Annotated in this window: 18 protein-coding genes and 4 pseudogenes; 15 read left to right on the forward strand and 7 right to left on the reverse strand. The window is 69.5% G+C overall.

Features of this window, described 5'->3' with window-relative positions; all coding sequences use genetic code 11:
- Together ACIBK3_RS15880 and ACIBK3_RS15885 are read right to left on the reverse strand one after the other, a co-directional pair.
- Complete coding sequence (locus ACIBK3_RS15880) at window positions 1-1,347, reverse strand: ABC transporter substrate-binding protein (protein WP_399365900.1); 1,347 nt, start codon at window positions 1,345-1,347, stop codon at window positions 1-3.
- A gap of 127 nt (window positions 1,348-1,474) precedes the next feature.
- Complete coding sequence (locus ACIBK3_RS15885) at window positions 1,475-2,698, reverse strand: ROK family transcriptional regulator (protein WP_399365902.1); 1,224 nt, start codon at window positions 2,696-2,698, stop codon at window positions 1,475-1,477.
- Between the two features lie 342 nt (window positions 2,699-3,040).
- On the opposite strand from ACIBK3_RS15885, the gene ACIBK3_RS15890 reads away from it, so the two are divergent.
- The 6 genes and pseudogenes from ACIBK3_RS15890 (at window position 3,041) to ACIBK3_RS15915 (ending at window position 9,779) form a co-directional block, all read left to right on the forward strand.
- Window positions 3,041-5,365, forward strand: coding sequence for a glycosyl hydrolase family 95 catalytic domain-containing protein (locus ACIBK3_RS15890; protein WP_399365904.1), 2,325 nt, complete (start codon window positions 3,041-3,043; stop codon window positions 5,363-5,365).
- An 827-nt stretch (window positions 5,366-6,192) separates the two neighbouring features.
- Entirely contained in the window at window positions 6,193-6,414 is a 222-nt protein-coding gene (locus ACIBK3_RS15895) for a hypothetical protein (RefSeq protein WP_399365906.1), read from the forward strand.
- A gap of 177 nt (window positions 6,415-6,591) precedes the next feature.
- Window positions 6,592-6,735 carry a hypothetical protein gene (locus ACIBK3_RS15900; protein ID WP_399365908.1) on the forward strand — a complete coding sequence of 48 codons (144 nt, stop codon included), beginning with the start codon at window positions 6,592-6,594 and terminating at the stop codon, window positions 6,733-6,735.
- A 250-nt stretch (window positions 6,736-6,985) separates the two neighbouring features.
- Window positions 6,986-7,698 (forward strand): annotated as a pseudogene (locus ACIBK3_RS15905) (ADP-ribosylglycohydrolase family protein); the annotation flags it as partial.
- A 90-nt stretch (window positions 7,699-7,788) separates the two neighbouring features.
- Window positions 7,789-8,454 (forward strand): ArsR/SmtB family transcription factor, encoded by a 666-nt coding sequence (locus ACIBK3_RS15910; RefSeq protein ID WP_399365910.1) that lies wholly within the window; start codon window positions 7,789-7,791, stop codon window positions 8,452-8,454.
- Complete coding sequence (locus ACIBK3_RS15915) at window positions 8,451-9,779, forward strand: MFS transporter (RefSeq protein WP_399365912.1); 1,329 nt, start codon at window positions 8,451-8,453, stop codon at window positions 9,777-9,779. The genes ACIBK3_RS15910 and ACIBK3_RS15915 overlap by 4 nt, the downstream gene beginning before the upstream one ends.
- A 42-nt stretch (window positions 9,780-9,821) precedes the next feature.
- Here the strand turns inward: ACIBK3_RS15915 and ACIBK3_RS15920 are convergent.
- Window positions 9,822-10,037: pseudogene (locus tag ACIBK3_RS15920) on the reverse strand (Tn3 family transposase); the annotation flags it as partial.
- Between the two features lie 82 nt (window positions 10,038-10,119).
- A complete protein-coding gene (locus ACIBK3_RS15925; protein ID WP_399365914.1) occupies window positions 10,120-10,515 on the reverse strand; it encodes a hypothetical protein in 396 nt (131 codons plus the stop codon).
- A gap of 291 nt (window positions 10,516-10,806) precedes the next feature.
- Here ACIBK3_RS15925 and ACIBK3_RS15930 point away from each other — a divergent pair, with 291 nt between their 5' ends.
- Window positions 10,807-10,944 carry a hypothetical protein gene (locus ACIBK3_RS15930; protein WP_399365916.1) on the forward strand — a complete coding sequence of 46 codons (138 nt, stop codon included), beginning with the start codon at window positions 10,807-10,809 and terminating at the stop codon, window positions 10,942-10,944.
- Between the two features lie 151 nt (window positions 10,945-11,095).
- Here the strand turns inward: ACIBK3_RS15930 and ACIBK3_RS15935 are convergent, their stop codons facing one another.
- A complete protein-coding gene (locus tag ACIBK3_RS15935) occupies window positions 11,096-11,563 on the reverse strand; it encodes a MarR family winged helix-turn-helix transcriptional regulator (RefSeq protein ID WP_399365917.1) in 468 nt (155 codons plus the stop codon).
- A 146-nt stretch (window positions 11,564-11,709) separates the two neighbouring features.
- On the opposite strand from ACIBK3_RS15935, the gene ACIBK3_RS15940 reads away from it, so the two are divergent.
- The 8 genes and pseudogenes from ACIBK3_RS15940 to ACIBK3_RS15975 all read left to right on the forward strand — a co-directional run bounded on the left by ACIBK3_RS15940 (window position 11,710) and on the right by ACIBK3_RS15975 (window position 16,710).
- The gene (locus ACIBK3_RS15940; RefSeq protein WP_399365919.1) at window positions 11,710-12,669 is read left to right on the forward strand and encodes a zinc-binding alcohol dehydrogenase family protein; all 960 of its coding nucleotides are present in this window, start codon (window positions 11,710-11,712) and stop codon (window positions 12,667-12,669) included.
- A gap of 55 nt (window positions 12,670-12,724) precedes the next feature.
- Window positions 12,725-12,970, forward strand: a complete 246-nt coding sequence (locus ACIBK3_RS15945) for a hypothetical protein (RefSeq protein WP_399365921.1) — start codon at window positions 12,725-12,727, stop codon at window positions 12,968-12,970.
- Window positions 12,971-13,028: 58 nt separating this feature from the next.
- Window positions 13,029-13,565 (forward strand): transposase, encoded by a 537-nt coding sequence (locus ACIBK3_RS15950; RefSeq protein WP_399365923.1) that lies wholly within the window; start codon window positions 13,029-13,031, stop codon window positions 13,563-13,565.
- Window positions 13,562-13,891, forward strand: a pseudogene (locus ACIBK3_RS15955) (transposase); the annotation flags it as partial. The gene ACIBK3_RS15950 and the pseudogene ACIBK3_RS15955, both read left to right, overlap by 4 nt.
- A gap of 52 nt (window positions 13,892-13,943) precedes the next feature.
- Window positions 13,944-14,183, forward strand: coding sequence for a hypothetical protein (locus ACIBK3_RS15960; protein ID WP_399366821.1), 240 nt, complete (start codon window positions 13,944-13,946; stop codon window positions 14,181-14,183).
- Window positions 14,184-14,269: 86 nt separating this feature from the next.
- Complete coding sequence (locus tag ACIBK3_RS15965) at window positions 14,270-14,854, forward strand: TetR/AcrR family transcriptional regulator (protein ID WP_399365925.1); 585 nt, start codon at window positions 14,270-14,272, stop codon at window positions 14,852-14,854.
- 50 nt (window positions 14,855-14,904) lie between these two features.
- Window positions 14,905-15,762, forward strand: coding sequence for an NmrA family NAD(P)-binding protein (locus tag ACIBK3_RS15970; protein WP_399365927.1), 858 nt, complete (start codon window positions 14,905-14,907; stop codon window positions 15,760-15,762).
- A 16-nt stretch (window positions 15,763-15,778) separates the two neighbouring features.
- Window positions 15,779-16,710, forward strand: a pseudogene (locus ACIBK3_RS15975) (IS5 family transposase).
- A 170-nt stretch (window positions 16,711-16,880) separates the two neighbouring features.
- Here the strand turns inward: ACIBK3_RS15975 and ACIBK3_RS15980 are convergent.
- Together ACIBK3_RS15980 and ACIBK3_RS15985 are read right to left on the reverse strand one after the other, a co-directional pair.
- The gene (locus ACIBK3_RS15980; RefSeq protein WP_399365929.1) at window positions 16,881-17,423 is read right to left on the reverse strand and encodes a WD40 repeat domain-containing protein; all 543 of its coding nucleotides are present in this window, start codon (window positions 17,421-17,423) and stop codon (window positions 16,881-16,883) included.
- A 400-nt stretch (window positions 17,424-17,823) separates the two neighbouring features.
- Entirely contained in the window at window positions 17,824-19,614 is a 1,791-nt protein-coding gene (locus ACIBK3_RS15985) for a WD40 repeat domain-containing protein (RefSeq protein ID WP_399365931.1), read from the reverse strand.
- Window positions 19,615-19,685: the final 71 nt, after the last annotated feature.

Genomic DNA, 19,685 nt, shown 5'->3' on the forward strand with positions numbered 1-19,685 from the left:
TCACTGCCCGCTCTCGGAGTTGAGAGAGTCGATCTTCTTCCCGACGGCGGCCAGTCCGGCCGCGGCGTCCTTCACCTTGCCCTGCTCGTACTCGAGCAGGAACGCGCGCCAGGTGTCCATGTCCTCGACGCCCGCCGGGGTGAGCGTCTTGTAGGAGGAGTCCGGGTTCTGGAAGATGTCGACGAACGGCTTCCAGTGCGGGTCCGTGGCCTTGTCCCACGCCTTCAGCGCGGCGAACGTGGTGGGGATGTTGTAGACCGTGTCGGCGAGGGTGTTGAGGAAGGTGGTGTCGGTGGTGAGCTGCTGGAGCGCGAAGAACGCCTCCTGCTTGTGCTGCGAGCCGGCCGACAGATAGGCGACGGTTCCGAGGGTGGTGCCCGCGCCGTACGTCCCCGACGATCCGTCGAGCACCGGCATCGGGACGACGCCGTAGTCGAAGTCCTTCTTCTCGGAGGCGATCTCACCGACGTGCCACTCGCCGTCGAGTTCCATGGCCGCGGCGCCGGTCAGCAGCGGGTTGCCCGCGTCGTCGGCGTGCGGCTGGTAGCGGCCGACGAACTTCTGCACGTTCGCCTTGCCGTAGTAGTCGATGAGGTCCTGGTCCCACTTCAGCAGCTGCTGCCACTTGGGGTCGGAGGCGAAGGTGGTCTTGCCGTCCTTGCCGTAGAAGTCGCTGCCGCTGTGCGCCCCGGTGAAGGCGTACCGGTTGACGTCGAAGTCGGAGCGGGGCACGAAGCCGAAGGTCTTGATGGAGCCGTCCGCGTTCTTCACGGTGAGCTTCTTGGCGGCGGCGGTCAGCTCGGCGAGCGTCCTGGGCGGTTTGAGGCCGGCCGCGTCGAACATCTTCTTGTTGTAGTAGAGGGCGAACGCGTCGGTCAGCAGCGGCAGGGCGCACTGCTTGCTCTGGTAGCGGGTGTAGACGAGGGTCGCGGGCGGGAACGTCTTGGCCGTGTCCACACCGGCCGAGGACAGATACGGCTTCAGGTCGGCGACCGTGCCGTTGTAGCAGAACTTGGCCACGTTGTCGGGAGTGGAGCTGATGAACACGTCGGGCGGGTTGCCCGCGGCGACCGCCTTGGCGTAGGCGGCGTCGTCCTTGTTGGGCACGAACTTCACGGTCAGCCACGGATACTTGGTGTGCAGTTGGCCCAGCGTCGCCTTGAAGGCGGCGACCTCGTTGGAAAGGTGGTTGAACGTCCAGACGGTGACGGTGGTGGGCTTGTGTGACGCGCCCGCCGAGATGGCGGTATCGGGTTCCGACGACGTGGGCCCGGCGGACGTACAGCCGGCCAGCAGCAGTACGCCGGCAGCCGTGACGGCCGCGGCCCCGGTGATAGATTTGAACACTGATCGTCCTTCCTCGGAGATGGCATTCCCTGGGTGACGGATCGGTCGGTCGGTCGATCCGGGCGTGGCAACGCCCGGTGACCTATGGCGGCGACGCTGTCCGGCAAGACGGCGTCGCCGCGGTGCGTCAGGTCAGAGACAGCGGTGGCTCCGCCGGTGCGTCGGGGGTGGTGGCGGCGGCGAAGGCGGACTCACGCGCCAGCTCCGCCGACATGGTGGTGGCACCGGTGAGGACGGCGTCCGGACCGAGATCCGAGACGACCACCGGGGGCCGGAACGTACTGAAATCAGCCAGGTGACGAGCGACCGGTTCGAGGAGCAGGTCACCGTTGGCGCCGATGGCGCCGCCCAGCACGATGAGTGCCGGGTCGATCAGGGGCACCACGCAGGCCACCACGTAGGCGACGCTGCGGGCGGTGTCGTCCACGACCCCGAGCGCACCGGGATCTCCGGCACGGGCGAGTTCGAAGACGGTACGCGGACTGCCGTCACCCGGCAGACCCAGGCTGTGCGCCTGGGCGCTGATGTAACGCGCGCCCAGGTGGTCCTGTACGAGGTCCCGGCGCTGCCCGACCGGCGCGATCATCCGGTCGCTGGGCAGATAGCCCGCCTCGCCCGCCACTCCGGTGGCACCCCGCCGGACGCGGCCGTCGACCACCAGGCCGAGGCCGAGGCCGACCCCCAGGCTGACCAGGACGAAGTCGTCGACCTCCGTGCCGCGCCCGTGGGTGCGCTCGGCCAGCGCGGCGAGATTCACGTCGTTCTCCAGGACCAGCGGCACCGGTACGACGCGGCCGAGCGCCTCGCCGAGCCCCCGCCCGGCGTCGGGCAGGCCGGCCGCGTACGACAGGCTGCGTCCGTCCGGACCGACGGCGGCCGGCAGTCCCATGACGACCTGGGTGATGTCCTCCAGCGGACGGTCCACCCGCCGGGCCAGATCCACGCACATCCGAAGGACCTGCCCGACGAGCGCGTCGCCGCCCCGGTGGCCGAGCTGCTCGGCCTCCGACCGCGCCCGGACCCGTCCGGTGACGTCGGCGACAGCGGCGCGGATCTTCCGGTGCCCCACGTCCACGCCGATCGCGAAGGCGCAGTCGGCGTTCACCCGGTACTGCGCCGGTGCCGGCCCCTTGCGCCCGGTCACCGGACCCACCTCGGTGATCACACCGCGCTCCAGTAGCAGCCCGACGGCGGCCGCCACGGTCGGCCGTGACAGGGGGAACCGCCGGGCGAGGTCGGTGGTCGTGATCGGTCCCGCCTCGTCGATCGCCTCCAGCACGGCGCGCCCGTTGAGCGAGCGGAGCAGCCGCTGTGGGCCTGCTGGATAACGGCGGGTCACGGTGCGCCTCATCTCGCCATCTGGGCTCTGTAAGAAAGAAAGTTGCTTATTTATACGCGGCCGTCTGGCCGGAATCAACCCTTCGCCGAGCTCACTTCCGCACTCCTGGTGCCCGCTCGCGCGACCTCCGCGATACACGCCGCGAGCACGGCCCGATCCCGCGGTGAAGCCAGACGCCGTCCCGTCAGACATCGGTCCACTTTCCGCCTCCGCGGAGGGCGTCCGACCGAACTGCCCGCCTAACCTGCTAGTACAGCCCTCACTGATTTCCAATACGTCGGAGGTCTTCCCCTACGGCTCCTGGGGCCTGCACTATGCCCAGGAAGTTCACAACCAGAAATGGGAGGCACCTACGTGACCGCGACCCAAGTGAACGGGATCTCTCGAAGAGGCGTGATCGGCACGGCGGTCGCGGTCGCCGCCGGGGGCTGGTCAGCCGGGTCCGGCACCGCCTGGGCGGCGCCCCGGTCACCCGCTGGCGCGGAGGACGCGTACGAACGCATGGCCACAGCCGCCGCCTTGCGGTGGCGGCGGTTGCCCGGCGACTGGAAGGACGGCCCCTTCCTCGGCAACGGTCTGCTCGGGGTGCAGGTCTACCGAGGCGCGACGGCCAACTCCGTGAAAGTCATGGTCAGCCACAGCCAGGTGCAGGACCAACGACCTCAGTGGCGTGCCCCGTACGGTTTCTCCCGGTTGCCCATAGGGCATTTCGACCTCACGCTCGCCGGTGAGGTGACCGGCGTCGACTGGACCTTGGACATCTGGGACGCCGAGCTGCGCGGTACCGTCACCACCACGCGCGGCAGCGTCCGTTTCTCGATGCTGGTGCACAACGCCCGCACCGCACTGCTGATCTCCACCCGGCCCAGCGCCGGCGAGGAGACCGCGGCCTGGTCGTTCACATGGCTGCCTGCCATCTCGCCCCGCGAAAAGGACAAACCCGCCGACTACACGGGCAACCCGGACCCTCGCACCGGATCCGCCGGCCCCACCCACTACGTCGAGCAGCCGCTGATCGCGGGCGGCGGCTGGACCACCGCCTGGCGCGAACGGCGCGTCGGCAGCGGCAGGTTGCTGGCCGCGCACATCGTCTACGGCTTCCCCGAGGACCTGTCGCGCACGACGGAGCGGGCCGTCGCCGAAGTGACGCGCACGCTCTCCGCGGACCCGGACGAACTGGTGCGCGCCCACCGCGCCTGGTGGCACCGCTTCTACCGGCGCAGCCTGGTCTCGGTACCCGACAAACGCATCCAGAACTTCTACTGGATCCAGCTCTACAAGGCCGCCTGCGCCACCCGGGCCGGCGGGCCCTCGATGTCCGAGTGGGGACCGTGGTACCCGGAGACCGGCGGCAGTTGGAGCGCCGTCTGGTGGAACCTCAACGTGCAGATCGCCACCTGGCTGATCCAGGGCTCCGGCCACCCCGAACTCGACTCCGTCACCTCCACCTTCAAGAACTTCGAGAAGTACCTGCCGCTGTCCGTCCCGCCGGAGTACCAGGACGGCGACACCTACGCCCTGGCCCACCCCTCGGACTGGATGCTGCGCCCCGGCGCCAAGACGGTCGGCATCCCCGGCACCTCCACCAAGACCGACAACAACGGCAATCTCATCTGGGCCATGCACAACGTCTGGCTCAGCTACCGCCACACCATGGACGTGTCGATCGTGCGTGACGTCCTCTACCCGATCCTCGTCAAGGCGGTGAACTTCTACGACCACTTCCTGTACGAGGGCAGCGACGGAAGGCTGCACCTGCCGCTGACCCGGTCGCCCGAGTGGGCGGACGCCACCGACTGCACCTACGACCTCTCCCTGGTCCGCTGGGGCTGCGCCACCCTCCTCGACTGCCTGCGGATCCTCCGTACGGACCATCCGCGTGCCGGACGCTGGCGCGAGATCCTCCAGCGCCTGGTGGACTACCCCCGTGACGCGACCGGCATCAACATCGGCGCCGGCAAACCCCTCACCGAGTCCCACCGGCACTTCTCGCACATGCTGTGGCTCTTCCCGCTGCACGAGCTGGACTGGGACCGCCCATCCGACCGGGACACCATACGGACCACCTTCGACCACTGGGTCAAGGACCGCAGCCTGTGGGCCGGTTACAGCTACGCCGCCGCGTCCTCGATGGCTTCCTTGATCGAACGGCCGGAGGACGCCCTAGACTTCCTGACCTTCTTCACCGACGGCAACCTCATCAAGAACGCGTGGATGACCGCGAACACCATGTACGTGGAGGGCGGGAACCTGGCCATCGAGAGCCCGCTGACGGCGGCCCAGTCGGTCCTCGACATGGCCGTACAGAGCCACGGCGGCGTCGTACGGGCCTTCCCCTCCGTGTCCCGGCGCTGGCCCGACCTCTCGGTCCAAGGCCTGCGCACCCAGGGCGCGTTCCTCGTCGACGCGGACCGATCGGGCGGCCGGACCCGATGGGTGCGGGTCCACAGCGAGGCCGGCGCGCCGCTCGTGCTGCAGCACGGCATCGACGGCGCCGTCGACGTACGGGACGAGCGCGGGCGGCGGCTGCGCTACCGGGAGACAGGGCACGGCCGTATCCAGATCCCGCTCGGCCGGGACGAGACGGCCGTCGTACTCCCCCGCGGCACCGACCCGGACCTGGGCCCGCGTGACGTGCCGGCCATCGGCGACGCGAAACCGTGGGGACTGCCGGACTGAGCCGACGCCTCCTTCGAGCACTCAGGCATGGGGCATGCTCGTGGCCATCCGACGCCGACACCGTGGCCCGGCACCGCTACGGGATCCGCTCCTCAGAGGTCGTCCCGGACGTTCTCGCCCGGCGGGGGGGGGGGGGGGGGGGGCGGGGCCCCCCCCCCCCCCCCCCCCCCCCGCGGGGGGGGGGCCCCCCGGGGGGGGGGCGGGCCCCCCCCCCCCCCCCCGCGGCCGGGGGGCGCGCCCGCCCCCCCCCCCCCCCGCCCCCCGGCCCCCGCCCGCCCCCCCCCCCCCGGGCCCGGGGGGGGGGGCCGGCGCCCCGGCCCCCCCCCCCCGGCCCGGGGGGGGGGGGGGGCCCGGCCGCCCCCCCCCCCCCCCCCCCCCCCCCCCCCCCCGCCGCCGAGTTCGGCGCTGCCCAGGTGGCCTTGGTACCGGCCGACCTGCCGCATGCGGCGCTGTCGTTCACGGGCCGCCAGCGCCGCCGCGGCCTCCTCCGTGTGTACGTCCGCACGACGTGAACCCGACGACGTGAACCCTCCGCACAGTGTTCGCGGTCGCGTTCCTCGAAGTGGTACGACGTGGTCCCGGCGGGAAGCAGCAGGGAAGCGGCGTGACCTCCCCAGGCGTGCGCCGCTTCCCTGCCAGCAGCACGCGACTACCCAAGGTCGTTCGTTCTAGACCCGCCTTCCCCCGACAGTGCGCTACGCCACACCGCGGTCGCGGCCGCCGGATGTTTGTGCAGATCCGTGCGGCTGCGTCGGCTTGCGCGCCGGACACCGGAAGCCGAACGACCCCAGTCGCGCCCGCTTCCCGGCCTCCCCTACAGTACGTCCGTGGAAATCAAGTGCAGCCAGTGTCAGGCCACCGGGCTGCAGCCCGGGTTCATCGAAGACGGCGGTGACCACTCCAGCGGGTTCACCCGCTGGATACCCGGGCAACTGGAACGGGGGATCTTCGGAGGGGCCAAGCGCTGGGGGCGTCCGAGGTACCAGATCGACGCCTACCGGTGTTCCTCCTGCGGCCACCTCGAACTCTTCGCCCCGCACGAGGTCTGACGGCGCCCCCGTCGGCCCAACCCTGCCGCGCACGGGGCAGGCTGCGACGGCCTCGCCCGCACCCGTCGGCGACGGCACGCCGCCACCTGGCCGGAGCCGCAGCCGGCACCGGCCGGGCATCACGAGTACGCGACAGAGCCTGCGCCGGACACACAGCCGACCGGACACCAGGGCCAGGTGCGGACGCCCGCTCCGGACGAGACCCCCCGCGATGCCATCGCCGCCACGCTGTTGCGTTCCCTGTCGATGGACGGCGAGCTCGACAACGCCAGGCTCACCGCGTATCTCGATCTGGCCCTGCCCCCGGAGAAGACCCACTGACAGCCCGGTCCGGGCACGCTTCACTCTCCTGCGAGACGAGTTGGGCCCGGCCGCCGTCAACACCGCTGAACCTACCGGCAATTATGGCGCCCGCCCACCAGGGAGGACCCCGTGGACCGGCAGCCGGCGACCGCAGCACCCCTTCGGTGCCGCCACGGTCGAGTCCTGGGACACCTACAACGACGGCACCCGCAGGCCGCTGCTCACCGTGCAGCTGCCCTACGAGGTCGCACGTTGGGCGGCCGCCACCCGCTTCCAGCGGTGGGCGGCATCAGAACTCAAGGACATCGGCTTGCAGACCGAAGACGTCCTGACCAACGGCATGCCCTGGGACCTGGCCGCCGCGACTCATTTCCAAGTCAACCAACGAGCAGCGGGAAACGGCTCCTTGATGCGGGCATCGACCTCCGCGGTCCACTTCGCGGCCGCCGGCCAGGAAGCCACCATGGACGCCGCCCGCCGCATCGCCGCGCTCGCCCACGGCGACCGCGCGGCCTGGGAGGGCACCGCGATCTACCACGAACTCATCCGCCTCACATTCGAGGACACCGACCCCCTCGCCGCGCTCCCGGACATCCTCGCTCTCGTCCACCCCGACCACCGCGGCCGCTACGCCACCGTCCTCGCGCCCGACTGACACCCGATCAGGCGACCGAATTCAACAGCGCCGTCTGGCCCTGCCTGGGCTCAGCCGTCTGGGCCCTGCGCACCACCACCAGCTTCGAAGACGCGATACGCGCGGCGATCGACCTCGGCGGTGACACGGACACGGTCGCCGCGGTGACCGGAGACCTCGCGGGGGCGTACTACGGGCTGGATGCAATCCCCGCCCACTGGACCCAGTCGCTCCATGTCCCTCTCCCAGGATTCGATGGGCGAGTGTTGCACCTTGCAGATCTGCTCCACCTCGCGCACCGCCTCGGGGCTGAACCGGGTCTTGCTCACCAGTCGGCGGATGGATGAGCACTGGCACCGCAAAGGCCCCTGAGACCGCAAAGACTTGTTCGCAAAGGAATCTTTGCGAACAGATCTTTGCGGTCTAAAGTGGGCTGTATGACTGACCCGAACGTGAAGCCGGACGGCCCGAACGTTGAAGAGGACGCGGTTGTCCTGGATGCCAAGGGGCTGCGTGCCCTGGCGCATCCGGTGCGCGTGCAGTTGGTCGGGCTGCTGCGGAAGTATGGCCCGTCGACGGCCACCCGCCTCGCGGAACGGCTCGGCGTGAATTCCGGTACGGCCAGCTACCACCTCCGGCAGCTCGGTGCGGCCGGTTTCGTCGAGGAGGACACTGAACGGGGTAACGCGCGAGAGCGCTGGTGGCGTTCAGTGCACCGGACTACCTGGTTCAACGATCCGGAGCTGGCCGAGCGGGAGCCCGAGGCGGCACTGGCCTACCAGCAGTCCGTCGCCGCCATCTACACCCTGCGCACGCAGCAGACATTGAACGGGCTTCAGACCATGCCCCGCGCATGGCGGAACACCTTCGACATGAGCGACTGGGCCTTGCGGCTCACGCCCGAGGAAGCCGCCGCCCTGTACCGGGAGTTGACGGAAGTCATCGCGCGCTACCGGCGAGACGCGCCGGAGACCGCGGCACGTGCCCCCGAGGGAGCCGAACGGGTCGCCGTGATCACGCAGATCCTGCCCGAACTGGATGCGCCTGCCTCGTCCTCGCCCCCTTCCGGTCCTCAGGAAGAGGAAGGAAGCCCGACGTCATGACCGACGACGCCTCGGACACGGGCGGCATACCCGGCAAGAGGTCCTTACGGCCGCTGGGCGGTGTGCTGGCGGCCATGGTCGTATCGCTGACCGGCACGCGGATCTCCGTTGTGGCAGTGCCCTGGTTCGTCCTCGTCACCACCGGCAGCGCCACCCAGACCGGACTGGTCGCCTTCTGCGAGATGGCGCCCTACGTGGTGGTCAAGGCGTTCACCGGGCCGCTGGTGGACCGGATCGGCCCGCGGGCCGTTTCCTGGACCACCGACCTGGCCAGCGCGACCGCCGCCGCCGCGGTTCCTCTGCTCCACACCCTGGACCTGCTGTCCTTTCCCCTTCTGCTGGTTCTGGTCGTGCTGATCGGCGCGGCCCGGGGACCCGGCGACCTGGCCAAGGAGGTGATGGTCCCAGAGGCGGCCGAGCGCGGCCGGGTGCCGCTGGAGCGGGCCACCGGCCTGGCCGGTGTGATCGAGCGGCTCGCCTCCACCATCGGCCTGGCGGTCGGCGGATCCCTGGTGGCGGTGCTCGGTCCCCTGACCGGACTCGCCGTCAACGCGGGCTGCTTCGCCCTCGGATCGGTGATCATCAAACTCGCGCTGCCTCGCGGCATGGGGCACGCGGTCGAGGAAGCCCCCTCACCGGCCGAGGGAACGGGACCGGGCTACTGGCGGCGGTTCGGCGAAGGCTTCACCTTCCTGCGCGGTGAGCCGCTGCTGCTCACCGTCATCGTCATGGTCGGCATCACCAACCTGCTGGACGCGGCGATCACCTCGGTGCTCGTACCCGTCTGGGCCAGGGAGTCCGGCAACGGGCCGACCGCAATCGGCCTGATGGGCAGCGTGATGGGGGCCGCAGGGGTCGGCGGGAGCCTGATCGCCGCGGTGGCCGCGCAACGGCTGCGGCGGCGGGTGGTGGTTCTCACCGGGTTCCTGCTGGCCGGGGCACCGAGGTTCATGATCCTCGCCTTCGATGCCCCGTTGGGGGTGGTACTGGCCGTCTTCGCGGTCAGTGGGTTCGGTGCCGGCTTCGTCAACCCAGTGCTGGGGGCAGTCCTCGTCGAGCGGGTCCCGCGCCGGATGCTCGGCCGGGTCAACGCCCTCGGTGACTCGCTGGCCTGGGCCGGCATCCCTCTCGGCGGGCTGCTCGCCGGGGCGGCGGTGACCGCTGTCGGACTCGTGCCGGTGCTGCTCGTCTGCGGCGCCGCGTACTTCCTCACCACGAATCTGGCTGGACTGCGGCCGGAATGGCGCGAGATGGACCGTTCGCGTGGGCGGGGCGTCCTGAAGCGCACTCCAAGGAAGACGCCTCACACCACAGCACCAATGTAGCGATATGACCCTCCCGGAGGGAGGATGTACGACATCGACCTTCGCCTGCGCCTCGATGAACCTCGCGTTCCCTGCCGAGATGTTCTCCGCCCGGAAGTAGCGCTGATCGACCTGGACCAGGCGGGCCCGGGTACGTTCGGGGACGTCCGGCTTGATGACCGGGATCATCCCGATGTGGCACGCCTCGGGTAGCAGCACCGGGCAGAGGCTGGTGGTGAAGTCCTCCATGTGGGAGTCAGCGTCTGCACCGGGGCTCACCGCGGCCCTGTTTCCCTGGCCAAAGGCATGGTGGCACCTCCCCGCCGGAGAGGAGGTGCGGCAGTCCTTCCGGCGGCAGGATTCAACGCGTCACAGGAAGGGAGGCCACGGTGCCGCCCTGGCGGAGAGCTTCGCGCAGGGTGGCGTTCTCCGCTTCGAGTTCGGCGTTCCGCAGGCTCAGCGTCTGGATGTGGTTGGCGTAGCCGGCGATAGTGCCGCGTGCCTCCCGCTGCTCGGCCGCGTGTTGGGAGCGCAGCGTGCGGTCCGCCTTTTTGAGGCGGGCGATGTCCGCCGTCAGGGTGTAGGTCTGCGGTCGAGGCGCGTCCGGTGTCCGGAGCAGTCCGGTGATGATCTTCGCCAGGGGTGAGCGGTAGTAGGTGGCGCGCCAAATAGCCGCTTCCGTGCACAGCGTGGAGACAGTCAGGGCGCCGCTGGTGTGTTCGGGGTTGCCGGTCACGATCCGCTCGAAGGCGTTCACGACAGCCTGGTCGGTGCCCGGCTGTATGGTCTCAGAGGGAGTTGGGGTGGATCACTTCTTTGCGTCTCACAGCAGGGTGCGTCGGTTCTACGAGGCACCGCCGGGAGCCGATCTCGATGCGGTGGCGTACGTACAGCGGCTCGGGGCGGTGAAGGAGGGCACGCCCTTCTTCCTCGCGCTCGGCCCGAATGGAACGCCAAGGTCGCCCGACCCGTCCTCCGCACCCCCGGCGGGGCCGCCCGGGACGAGACGATCACCGAACTCCGCAAACGGCTTCGCGAGGCACGATCCGTGATCACTCAGCTCAACGGCAAACTCGACGCCCTCGCGACGGTGACCGCAAACCTCTGCCATGAGAACCTAGCCCTGAAGAAGCACGACAGCCGCCGAAGACTCGCCGCTCTCCCCTTCTCGGCCCGGGAGTCCTGACTCAGACACCAGCCGCATGGTCGGTTGCCAAGCGGCTTCGGTGAAGTTCGCTGCTGATCCCTTGACACGTGTGTATTGCCGGTTCAGGCCTGGTTGACAGCGGTGGTGATCGCGTCGGTGGTGGTGTGGCTGCAAGACCGGGCGTCGGTGATCAGCGCCCGGGGGCCGCGGCGGGTTGGGCGCGCAGAAGTGCAGCGGCGAGTTGGGTGAGCTGGGTGCGCTCGGTCGAGGTGAGGTGTCCGGCGAGCTCGGTGATGCGGCGGCCGATCTCCGCACTGCCCTCGTCGGCGAGCTGTCGGCCGTACGGGGTGAGGGAGACGAGCACGGACCGGCCGTCACGAGGGGACGGTGAGCGTCTCACCAGGCCGCGTTTCTCGGCGCGGCTGACCAGGCCGGTCATGGAGGACTTGTCCAGGCCGAGGTGGCTGCCGAGTTCGAGCATGCCGGCCTGCCGGTCGCGCAGCACGCCGAGCAGTCGCATCTGGATGACCGACAGGTCGTGCTCGGCGCCGGTGGCGGACAGGATGCGCTGGATCAGGAAGGACAGCTGCACCAGGGCGTCCGCGGTGTTCAAGGGGCGATCGTCGGTACTGCCGGCCGGGGCGGGTTCGGTGGTCATGTGGCCAGTCTAGTTGCGTTGGTACGTGCCACAAACTATCTTCGATTTAGTACGTGCCGCAAACCAGATTCGGATGGCGGCTGTTCCGCCGCGCCGCCGGCCATTGCAGGCGGCGCGGCGCAGGCAACGAGAAATCGGAGACCCCCATGCGCGCAGCAGTCGTTCGCTCCTTCGACGCCCCTCCCTGCTACGGGGAGTTCGAGACGCCCACTCCCTCGGGTGAGCACGAGGTACTCGTCAACGTCCTCGCGGCCGGTCTGCATCCGCGGGTACGCTCCTCCGCCGACGGCAGCCACTACACCTCCGACGGCACTCTGCCGTTGATCCCCGGCATCGACGCGGTCGGCTGCACCGCAGACGGTGAACTGCTCTACTTCGTCGCCCCGGACACCGCGCTGGGCACCATGGCAGAACGGGCCGTCGTCGACCGCCGCCGTGCCATCACCCTGCCGCCCGGAACCGACCCCCTCGCCGTGGCCGCGGCCATGAACCCCGGCATGTCCTCCTGGGTAGCGCTGCGCCGCCGTATCGGCTTCCAGGCCGGCGACTCCATCCTGGTGCTGGGCGCCACCGGCAACGCCGGACAACTCGCCGTCCAGATCGCCAAGCGCCTCGGCGCCTCCCGCGTCGTCGGCGCCGGCCGCAACGCGCAGCGCCTCGACCTGCTCATGGACTTCGGCGCCGACGAGACGGTCAGCCTCGACGGCGACGAGAAGGACGTCGCCGAGCGGCTCGGCAGGGCGGCCGGGGACGTCGACGTTGTCATCGACTACCTGTGGGGCCACCCCACCGAGCGCGCGATACCCGCGCTGCTGACCGCCCGCCCTGACCGCTCCAAGCCGCTGACCTGGATCCACATCGGTTCAGTCGCCGGACAGGAGATCACCCTGTCGTCCCACCTGCTGCGCGCCGGAGCCCTCACCGTCATGGGCAGCGGCCAGGGCTCGGTGACCACAGCCGGCATCCTCGCCGAACTTCCCTCCCTTGTCGCCGAGATCACCGCAGGCGGCCTGGCCGTGGCCCCCGTAGCGATGCCCCTGTCCCAGGTCGAGCAAGCATGGAACACCTCCACCGGTCCCGGGCAGCGCATCGTGTTGACCCCTTGAAACCGACGCCGGACCCATCACACAAGTACCGAATACAAGGAAGAGCCCTCTCCCCATGGCAAGCCATACAGGCGGAACGCCCCGCACGTGGCGGGAGCACCGTCAGGTCCGCGCCGCGGCCCAGCTGCGGCGCTCCGCCGCGCAGAACGAGCTGAACCATCTCCAACGGCAACTCGGCCGCGACCTGCGCATCCTCCGCAGGCACGGCGAGACCACCGCCATCGTCACCCGCTCAAGACTGGCCGAGATCGGGCTCCGCGGCCTCATACGCCTGGCAGCCCGGACCCCCGCCGACCGTTAAGCGGTTTCGGTGCTGTCTGCGTCGGTTCGGGTATGGGTTTCGGCAGGGGGTGTGTACCGTGCCGAAGATCTTAACGGTTGAGCTGACGCAAGGTCAGGAAAGCGATGTTCGGGAGCGGTTGCGCAAGCGTGACCTGGCACCGCACACGCGACTGCGGCTGGAGTGCATCCGGCTGATGGCCCGTGGCATGACCGTGCCGGAGGTCGCGGATGTGCTGGAATGCAACGACGTCACCGTGCGCGCCGCCGTGCACCGCTTCGCCAGGGGTGGTTTCGAGGCACTGGAGGACGCCCCGCGCACCGGACGGCCGCCGTCGCTCAGCCGCGCCGACCGTGACGCGCTGGCCGGGCTGCTGGCGGAGTCCGCGAACCAGGGACGGACGTGGACGGCTGCGGCACTGTGCGAGTGGCTGCACGCCGAACGCGGCGCGGAGATCTCGCCGGCCTGGCTGACCGAGGTGCTGCGCCAGGAAGGCTTCCGCTGGAAACGCACCCGGGACACCCGGCGGCACAAGGCCGACCCCGTCCTCCAGCAGGCCGCCAGGGCCCAGCTGGAGGACTTGCGGCCTTACGGCAGGGCGCTGACGCCGGGGTGAGCGACCTGTACTTCCTGGACGAGGCCGGCTTCGCACCGACCATGCCCACCGGTTACACCTGGGTGCGCATTGGCGAGCGGGCGGTGGTGCCGCGCGAGGACAAGAAGCGCCGTCGCGTCAACGTACTCGGCGCGTTATCCACCGGGCCCCACGCGGACCTGGTATGGGAGACCACCTGCGGCACTGTGGACGCCGGGATGCTGCTGGAGTTCGTCTGCGCCCGCCTGGCCGGCCTGCCGGGCGGGGCCGCCGCCCTGGCCGCCCCGCCTCCGGGCTGGCAACGCCAACGGCCATGCACGATCGTCCTGGACAACGCCTCCGCCCACGTGGCCCGCCTTCAAAGGCCGCCGCCAGGAGCTGGCCGCGATCGGTGTCGACCTGTTCTACCTCCCACCACGCAGCCCCGAACTCAACGACATCGAACGCATCTGGCGCTCGGCGAAGTACGAGGACGACCCGGTCCGCAGCCACACCACCGACGCGGTCACCACCGCGGTCGACCACTCCCTGACCCGGCAACGCACACGCATCAAAGGATCAGCAGCGAACTTCACCAAAGCCGCTCAGGGCCTGTCTCCTCGATCAAGAGAGCCTGAGTTGTGGCTGACCGACTTCTAGGCTACTTTCGATACGCAACCGTAGCGTATCGAAAGTAGGGAATGGGCGTGGCAAGCGCATCGAGCAGCTCGGGAAGTGGTGGCACGGTGGGGCCGCCCGCCATGGGGCGGCCGCGTGACACCAGCCGTGGCCTGGCCATTCTTGATGCGACGCTGGCGCTGCTGACCGAGGTGGGCTACGAGCAGCTGTCCATGGAAGCGGTCGCGAGCCGTTCCGGGGCGGCGAAGACGACGATCTACCGGCGCTACCGCGACAAGGCCGCGCTGGTCGCGGCCGCGGTCGAGCACCGCTCGCACGCCACGCCTCCCGAGCCTGCCGCAGGTGATTTGCGAGGAGACCTCCTCGCTCTCGTCACCTGGCTGGCTCGGCAGGTCGCCGAGCAGGAGATCGGCCTGCTGGGCGCACTGTTCGCCGGGATGCGCAGCGACGCGCGCCTCGCGGAGGAGATGCGCCGCATTCTGCGCCGGGACGAGGCGGCGATGACACATGAGCCGCTGCGCAAGGCGATCCGGCATGGAGAACAGCTGACGCCCCGGGCCGCCGAACTGTTCGCCGAGGTCGTTCCGGCCGTGATCGTCCACCGCATCGTGATCGCGGGCGAGCCGTGCGACGAGCCATTCATCGAGCATCTCGTCGACGACATCCTCCTGCCGCTCCTGCGCAGCCATTGACACCACCCGGCCTGCGCCCAGTGCACCGGGGAAATGAAAGGAATACCCTCATGATCGTCGTCACCGGAGCGACCGGAGCCTTGAACGGTGCCACCGTCGAGCACCTCCTCAAGCGCATGCCCGCCGAGCAGATCGGCGTCAGTGTCCGCGATGTCGCCAAGGCGCAGCATTTCGCCGACCGCGGGGTGCGGGTCCGTCAGGGTTCCTATGAGGACCCGGCTGCGCTGGAGCACTCCTTCGAGGGCGCCGAGCAGGTCCTGCTCGTGTCCTCCAACGACCCGCACGCCGATGCCGTCGCGCTGCACCGCGTCGGCATCGAGGCGGCCGTTGCAGCCGGAGCCGGGCGCATCCTCTACACCAGCCACCAGGGCGCCGGCGCCGACAGCCCTTTCCACCCGGCGCGCGACCACGCCGCCACCGAGCAGCTTCTGGCCGACTCGGGCGTCGCCTGGACCGCGCTGCGCAACGGCTTCTATGCCCACAGCCTTGCCTGGCTGCTGGGCCCTTGGCAGCAGACCGGCACCATCGTTGCCCCGGTTGACGGTCCGGTCTCCTGGACCGACCGCGCGGATGCCGCCGAAGCGGCAGCGGTCATCCTGGCCGGTGAGCGAGGCTTTGACGGCCCGGTCACGCTCACCGCCGGCCAGGCCGTGACGTTCGACGACGTCGCCGCGATGGCATCGGCGGCCATTGGTCGTGAGGCCACGCGCGTCACGCTGGACGACGAGGCATGGATCGCGGACAAGGTCGCCGCCGGTACTCCGGAGGCGATGGCGCGGATGACGCTCACCACCTTCCAGGCCGCCCGGCAGGGCCGCTTCGCGGGAGTCGATCCGTTGCTCGCCGAACTGCTGGGTCGCGAGCCCCGCAGTGTCGCCGAGCAGCTCGCGGACGCGCACGCCGCCTGAAGGAGAGGCCACCGTCGTGCTCAGCAGGGGGGATCTCACCGATGACGAGTGGCAGTGCTGGAGCCTCTGCTGCCCAGGAGCAACAACCGCTGCGGCCGCTGGCGGGACCATCGACAGGTGATCAACGGAATCATTCACCGGTTGAGCAGCGAATGTCAGTGGCGTGAGCTGCCCGCTCGTTTCGGCCCGTGGCAGACCATCCACAAGCGTCACAGCCTGTGGTCAGCCGACGGCACCTGGGAGCGGCTGTTACAGCACGCGCAGGCGAGATCGCCGACAAAGCCGGTGGCATCGACTGGAACATCAACGTCGACTCCACCTCCATCCGAGCCCACCAGCACGCCGCCGGGGCCCCGAACAGTCCGCCACCAGCACCTCCGAGTACCTCAAAAGGGGCCCTGCAAAGATCAGTTCACATGCGCGCGCACATGCGCCCGTGCTTGGCGGAGACGGCGCAGCAGAAGAGGCCCTCGGCCGTTCCCGGGGCGGCCTGACCACGAAGATCCATCTGAGTGCGGACGGCAGATGCCGTCCCCTTTCCCTGGTCCTCACGCCCGGACAACGTGCGGACTGCACCCAGTTCGAGCTCGTCATGGACAAGATCCGCGTCCCCCGACTCGGCGCGGGCCGGCCACGGCGACTGCCGGACAGTGTCGGCGCCGACAAGGCATACAGCAACAGCCTGATCCCTGCCTATCTGCGACGACGCGGTATACCGCACGTGATCCCGGAGAAGCGCGATTCCAAAACCGCACGCAGGCGCCGAGGGTCGGACGGCGGCCGACCTCCCGGCTTTGACAAGAATCGGTACAAAGCCAGGAACACGGTCGAGCGGGCGATCAGCAAGCTCAAGCAGTTTCGAGCCGTTGCCACCCGCTATGACAAGCGCGCCTACGTCTACTCGGCACCGTCACGGCTGCCGCGCTCCTTGTCTGGCTCCGATCGTGATCGAGGAGACAGGCCCTAGTCGTAAATGGTCAAGCTGGATGGGACTGGTGTCATGACAGTAGCTGAACGCCTCTTTGACGCCCGGCTCAGGTAGTTGACCGACGGCGTCAGTGTCCCATCGTGGCCTGCTGGTCCTCGCGGGCCCACTCAACTCCTACTGATCCTCCCGTTCAACAGGAGGCGGTGTACGGCACGTTGCGCACGTAGGTCCGCCATTCGGACAGTGACAGGCCGGAGCCGGTGCGCCGACAGACCTCAAATGCCACCCGGTCGGGAGCGATCTCGTAGCGTTCCAGGGGTACATGTCGGCTGGAGACGTACAAGGTTCGGTCGTCTTTGCGGAATGCCAGCGCCATGACGGGGCCTCCTGAGCTGTAGAGAGCCGCGCCGATCGCCAGTCCAGTCGTGACGTCCCACAGCTGAACGCGGCCGTCATCCGTTCCCACGGCCAGAGTCCTGCCGTCATGGGAGAAGGCCATCGCCGAGACCCCCTCGGAGTCGTCGCCGTCCGACGCGACAGCGGAGCAGATGGGCAACTCACCCAGACGCCGCCAGGTACGGCGGTCCCAGAGCGTGACCCAGCCGGAATCGTCACCGGCTGCCAACCGCTCGCCGTCGTGGCTGAGTGCCACCGCTGTGGGTTCTCCTTGAGTAAGGCTGCGATGCGTGGCCTTGCCCGATGCGAGGTCGATGACTTTCCCGTCCGGGGTCACCAGCAGCCGACCGTCATCGTGCGTGGCTAGGGATCCCCGTAGACGTGTGGCCATCGGCCCGTTCTGACATGACGGCGTATGTCCCATCTCTCGATCCGATCACTGGACAGCGACAGCAGCGCGGTCCGCCTGTCACCCAATGCAAGCGCGTCGATGTCCGCCACTGCGCCGGGCGGTGCCGGGACGCGGAGAGGGGTCCGCGCTGCGGGATGGCGGATGTCGACGACATGCAGAGTCAGTTCGTCGTCGTCTTCCTCCCAAGCGCCGGAGAAGTAGACGAGGGCCCGGCCGTCGGGAGAGAACGCCGTCCTGTCCGTGCAGCCCGGCTCCTCTTGGTCTTCAAGGGGGCAAGCCGCCGTGGGCAGATGATCGGCGAGCACCCTGTCGTGTAACACGTCAATCAGCCGCAGGCGATGCCGGCCGCCGACTGCCGTGCCACGGCAAGCAGCCCCCCGTCCGGGCTGAAGGCGGCGCTCGTCGTCACGTCCTCTCGGTAGCTCGGCCGCAGGGCGTGGCCGAGCGAAAGCGACCACACTGTGGTGCTCGCGCCACTCGACACGTACCGGATCAGACCGTCGCGCCGGTCGAGCTGCAGTTCCGTGGAGACCTGAGCCGTCACAGCGGCCCGGAACAAGGGCGTCTGCGGTGCGTCGAGCCTCCACAGGGCCATCTCCCTGTTGTCGGAGGCGATGGTCAGCCGACCGTCCGACGTGTTCGCCGCCGCCTTAAGACCGCGGTGTTCGATGCGGGTGCGTGCCTTTCCCGAAGGCACGTCCCAGATGCGGATGCCACTGTCGGTGGCGATCGCCAGTTCGTCGCCGCCTGGAACGAAACGGATGCCCGCGGATGGGCACTGATCGCTGTGCAGCGCCGTCCATGGGCCCGGCGACCGACGGTGCGTCTCGACGTTCCAGACCTCGATTCTGTTGTCGGAGCAGAGTGCGAGGAATCGGTCGTCGGCACTGACGTCCGCGTCGCCAGGGAGCATGGCGGCCTGGGCGACGGCTTCGTCGCTGCCGCCGGCGGGGTCGTTCAGCCCTCCTGCGCCGGGCGCCTTGCCGGCCTGGAACAGCAACTTATGGCGGCGTACGTCCCACAGTCGCGCCACGGAGGCAGTCCCGATTCCGGTGGCGGACAGCAGCAGGGTGCGCCCGCTGGGGCCGAAGGAGGGCGATGCCACTTCGACGTCCGGCAGCCGCCCGGTGCGCCGGCCCGTGCGCACGTCGTACAGGTTCACGTACCGACCGGTGGCAGCCGCCAGGGTCCGTCCGTCCGGTGAACGAGCGCTCCTCATGGGGGTCAGCCCGTCAGCCACTGGGATGGGGAAGGAAGAGAGCCGGTGATGTGCGCGCACGTCCCATCGCGTGACTTGGCCGCTCCGGACGGACACGGCGAAGCGTCCGCCATCAGTGAGGTAGGTCGCGTCGGTGTCGGAAGACCCCGGTATCCGGAAGGCGTCCTCGTTTCCCTGGGCCATGGATGCCAACAGTGCCGAACGAGTCTCCGGCAGGTTGGCTATTTTCCACGCCGCGAGGCTGAGCCGCATCGCGATGGCGGGCTCGGACGAACGCAGGCTTTCCGCGACGGCCGCGACCCGGCGGGCTTCATCCTGGACGCGTCGGCGCTGACTGGCTCGGTTCTGCTGCCACGCAACCAGGCTGGCCATCAGCGCCAGGACGACCAAGCACGACAGGGTCACAACGAACGTACGCAGCCGCCTGGTGGAACGTGCTGCCGACTGCTTCTCCTGGTCGCGAGCCGCGAAACCGGCGGACAGGAATGACTGTTCCAGTGGGGTGAGGTGAGCGCGCCGCTCCGGTGCTGCGAACGCCTCCAGGGCGATGGCCAGCCGAGTACCTCGGTAGAGGGCGCCCGGGTCGCGGTCGAGGTCCTGCCAGGCTCGCGCGGCCTCGGTCAGCTGGCGGTGGGTTCGTATGCGGTCGCGTTCGGCGTCGATCCATCCGCTCAGCCTGGGCCACGCGCTGATCAGAGTCTCGTGGGCGAGGTCCACCGTGTCGTCGTCCAGGATGATCAGCCTGGCGTGCGCCCATCGTTCCAGGACCACATCGGCATCGGCTTGTGCGCTGTTCGGGGCGACAGCGGCTTGCGCGGGACGCGGGAGATGAGGCGCTCGAGCCGGCCGCCAAAGCCGCAGCGCGGCACGGGCATCCCCCGCGCCGCCACCGGCCACCGGCCATGACGTCGTCGCCAGAACGTAGTCGCCGAGTGCGGATCAGCGCCTGGCCGCGGGTCCCGGGCGGG

It is taken from the genome of Streptomyces sp. NPDC050287, assembly GCF_044459385.1.
GTDB lineage: Bacteria > Actinomycetota > Actinomycetes > Streptomycetales > Streptomycetaceae > Streptomyces.